Here is a 3640-nt window from a genome sequence, read left to right as displayed (position 1 = left end):
GGGATGATACGTCGAGGCCGACAATTGCTAACGTCGGCTCCTGCGTTTGGGATTTCAACCCGAGAGGCGACCGACCGGACAATGCCAGGGCATGAGCGTGCCATAGTCGATGTCGCCATGCGTCCGTTCGATCTCGCCGATGACCCAACTCAGATAGCGGCGCGGATCAATCGAGTTCAGGCGGGCACTCTCGATCAGCGTGTAGTAGATGGCCCAGACCTTTGCCGTCTCATGGTTGCCAGCGAAGAGCGAGTTCTTTTTGGTCAGCGCGATCCCGCGGATACAGCGCTCAACCGGGTTGTTGTCGATCTCGAGGCGGCCATCGAAGACGAAGCGCCGGAGCCCGTCAAACGCCTTCAGCGTATACTTGATCGCCTGCTTCAGTGCCCCGTCGGCGACCGCCTCGCTCCTGGTGAGAACTGCATGGATTTCATTCAGAACGGGAAGAGAGTGGTCCTGACGCCGGGCCTCGCGCTCTTCCGGCGGCAGGCCGGTAATGGTGGCCTCGACCTTATACATCTTCTTGATAAGCTTCACGATCCGGGCCGCCAGCGGGCTTTTCGTTGCGATATGGGCCTCATGGAACTTGCGGCGCGCGTGCGCCCAGCAGCGCACGATGTCGATGCCATCGTTCGCACCATCGGCCTTGCGGACCCCGTTGTAGCCGCCATAGCCATCAGTGTGCAGGAAGCGGATTGCGGCATCCGCCAGCATTTCACGCGCTACGGCCCCAGCCCGCGAAGGCGCATATTCATAGATTACCGCAGGACGCGCCTCCGGATTCCAACGGCGCTCATCCCGGCACACCACCCAAATATAGCCAGTGTCGCATTTTCCCTTGCCAGGAGCCAGAACGCGCAACGGCGTTTCGTCCATGTGGGGCGCATGGCCGGATTTCACATGGTTGACGAATTCCGCCACAATCGGTGCGAGGAAGCCGGCGACATGGATGATGTTGTTGCTGATGGTCTGGGTGCTCAGATTGACTCCCGCGTTCTTCATACGGCGCGCCATCCGATAGGTCGGAATGTGCTCGAAGAACTTCTGCACCGCCGCCTCCGCAATCAACTGCGGATCGATGCTTCGTTTGTGCATGATATAGCTGTTGGACCTCGCAGCCATCGGTTTGTTTTCCTTGCAAAGCTCGCTGCGGTTGCATGCGCAGGTGTGGTAGATGTCCCGGATTGCCTCGACATGTTCCGGGATCGTCACGAGCCGGGTGCTGGCCCAGGAGCTGATCGTTTTCATTTCACAGCCACAGCTGCAGCAGTTCATGCCATCCGGGTAGTGATGGACTTCGCGGATAGGGATATCCGCCGGCACCCTGCGGGTGCGTTTCCCCTTCCTGACGAGAGCCTGGGATTCCTCCTCTTCTTCATCCTCGCCGTCGTCCGGGATATCGGGTTCGCCGTCGCGATCCTTTTCGGAGCTTTGCCCGAAGTGCTCTTGACGCAGGACTGCCAGCTGTTCCTTGGTGCGACGGAGGTCACATTTGAGCGCCGTGATCCGCATACGGTCCTTGCGGGCCTGCAGCTCGTTCTCGGAAAACATAGAAAGGATCATGCCGATGCGGGCGCCAACCGTCATCTTCGTGGCGTCCGGGCAGTCGGGAAGAGCGTTCAGCGATGCCAAAATGCCATCGCAGACCATCGCGATGGAGCTGAGATCCTCCGTGCCGGATCGGATTTCATCCGCGCTATCGGAATGGGGCTGTGCGGGGCCGATGCTCGGGAGCAGAGGCTCCCTTGGGCTGTAGGTATTCATGCTGGTTTCCTCAGGGGGGATCACTCCCCGCCCACATCCGGGCGGCGAAGGTTCAGTCCGGCACGCGCCACATCGCGGCGCTCCCGAGCGACCGGGCATGGCTCACCGATCTCCGCCCGCCTGGAATGCGGCCGAAGTCATGGTTTGCCGGTATGGCCGTCGTGCTGGAGAGAGAAACCGGGGCTGAAGCAGGAACGTTGCGCTATGGCGCGCGCCCTGTTATCCGTTGAGGTGCAAAGCTGCAGCGGGCCTCGGTCTGCTCAAGAAGGCCTTACGGAGATGGTGGAACATCTTCGCAGGGCCTTTTCACTGATCTTCGGTCATGGTCTCTCCTTTCGGGGGGGCGAGCCAGGACGGCTGCCGTTCAATGGTTCTATGTGGTAAGTGGTTATTCACACAACGCATTGAAATATTTTAAAAAACACCACATCTTGCCGAGGCTCCCCTCCTCAGGATGGGAAAAAGCAACCGGCTTTCATTTGCAGGATATGGGCAAGAGACCGGCGTAGCGGGAAACATGGTGGCCAACCTGTTTCCCCTCGAGATCCGGCCCCAAGATGTTGACGGAGCGCGCCGATGGCCGCGTGTATCCCGTCACTTTCCCAAACCTGGAGTTTGCTATTTCCTGGAGGAATCACGCCCAGACGAGGCGGATAAAGGCGTCGCGGCTTGCGAGTGTGATGCATCGTCGAACGGGGTCACCCTGAACCGACGGGCCCCGAAGGGCCTTTCTCCTACGGGAGAATCATCACTCCACAGCCGGACGCGCCCCTATTGAGGGGCCGCCGACGGCACACGGTTGTGCCGGGCACGCTGCCGCGATGCGTTGCGCCCAATGGGTCGCACGCGTCATAGCAAGAGGGCACTCGATGGTGATGTGCGCGGGCATTGCCATGGTCTACTCCGTTGCTTGCTGTCAGTTGATACGCCCGGGTCAGTGCGGGCGTATCACCTCCGCAAGCCGCCGAAGCAGGGTCTCATCGAATTTCAGACGACGCTCAAACATGGGGCGTTCCGCTTCCGGGCCGAGCGTCTCATAATGGAGGCGCAGCACGCCCTGCCGGGTGGCATAGGCCAGGCGCGCGGAGGGGCCGAAGCTCGACATCTGCAAGTTCAGGGCCATTTCGGTCAGATCACGAAACTCATCCGCTGCCATCGCATCGACCACGGCAGCAAGTCCTTGCCCCATAATCGGCGCCTGCACCAGTGCAGGGCCAGCCGGGAACATATGAAGGTCCGCCTGAGCGGCGGGGTGTTCCTGATACTGATCGACCTGCTCGGCCAAGGCGGACAGTGAAATGCCCTCATCCGGGCGCCACTGCACCGTTGCTTTCTGAAGCGGCATACAGGTCACCTTGCTGACCAGATCCACAGCGTCTTTCATGCTCGCACCCACGATAACCGCGAGGCTCAAGTTGAGGACGTCGAGACCTGCCATCTTTGCAGCCGACGGCCCCCGACCGCCTTTATGGCGCATACCTGCTCCCAGCAGGGCCCGGTCGAGACCATCGACCATCGAAGGAGCGACGCCGAACGTCTCCGCCACTCCGATAACCATTTCGCCAGCCGTTGCCATTTTGAAGTCCATAGGAAAAAATTCCGCATGATGGTTCTGGCAGACGCGTCTTGGCACGTCAACATCTATTCGAAAACTTTTCCTATGGAGCTTCCGCATCGCCCTGCCGCTAAGGTGAACGAATGTGGGATACGGCGGCCTGAAGGTCGATCTGGCAGGGTGCGAGAAATATGTCCCCTGTTTAGCAACGAAGGATGACCTCGCCTTCACCAGGACGACCAGATAAGCTTCCACACCATTGAAGACAAACAGGCTTTTCCACTACGCCCATTTAGGTAAGCATTCGCGGATGGAACTTCG

The 3640-nt window shown here is 59.8% G+C and carries 2 protein-coding genes; both read right to left on the bottom strand.

Translation table 11 applies throughout. From position 1 onward, the window contains the following. Positions 1-54 precede the first annotated feature (54 nt). Complete coding sequence (gene tnpC / locus DRF71_RS04625) at positions 55-1764, bottom strand: IS66 family transposase (RefSeq protein WP_157970925.1); 1710 nt, start codon at positions 1762-1764, stop codon at positions 55-57. Between the two features lie 934 nt (positions 1765-2698). Then, positions 2699-3352 carry a hypothetical protein gene (locus tag DRF71_RS04620; protein WP_112309338.1) on the bottom strand — a complete coding sequence of 218 codons (654 nt, stop codon included), beginning with the start codon at positions 3350-3352 and terminating at the stop codon, positions 2699-2701. Positions 3353-3640: the final 288 nt, after the last annotated feature.

Origin of the sequence: Pseudogemmobacter bohemicus (assembly GCF_003290025.1) — a bacterium.
In the GTDB taxonomy this organism is placed as follows: domain Bacteria; phylum Pseudomonadota; class Alphaproteobacteria; order Rhodobacterales; family Rhodobacteraceae; genus Pseudogemmobacter; species Pseudogemmobacter bohemicus.
Note: the sequence above shows the minus strand (reverse complement) of the source record. Positions and strands in the feature narration are given on the sequence as shown.

Coding starts and splice junctions, on each gene's coding strand:
- tnpC (WP_157970925.1), bottom strand. CDS start 1,764: ATGAATACCTACAGCCCAAGGGAGCCTCTGCTCCCGAGCATCGGCCCC.
- DRF71_RS04620 (WP_112309338.1), bottom strand. CDS start 3,352: ATGGACTTCAAAATGGCAACGGCTGGCGAAATGGTTATCGGAGTGGCG.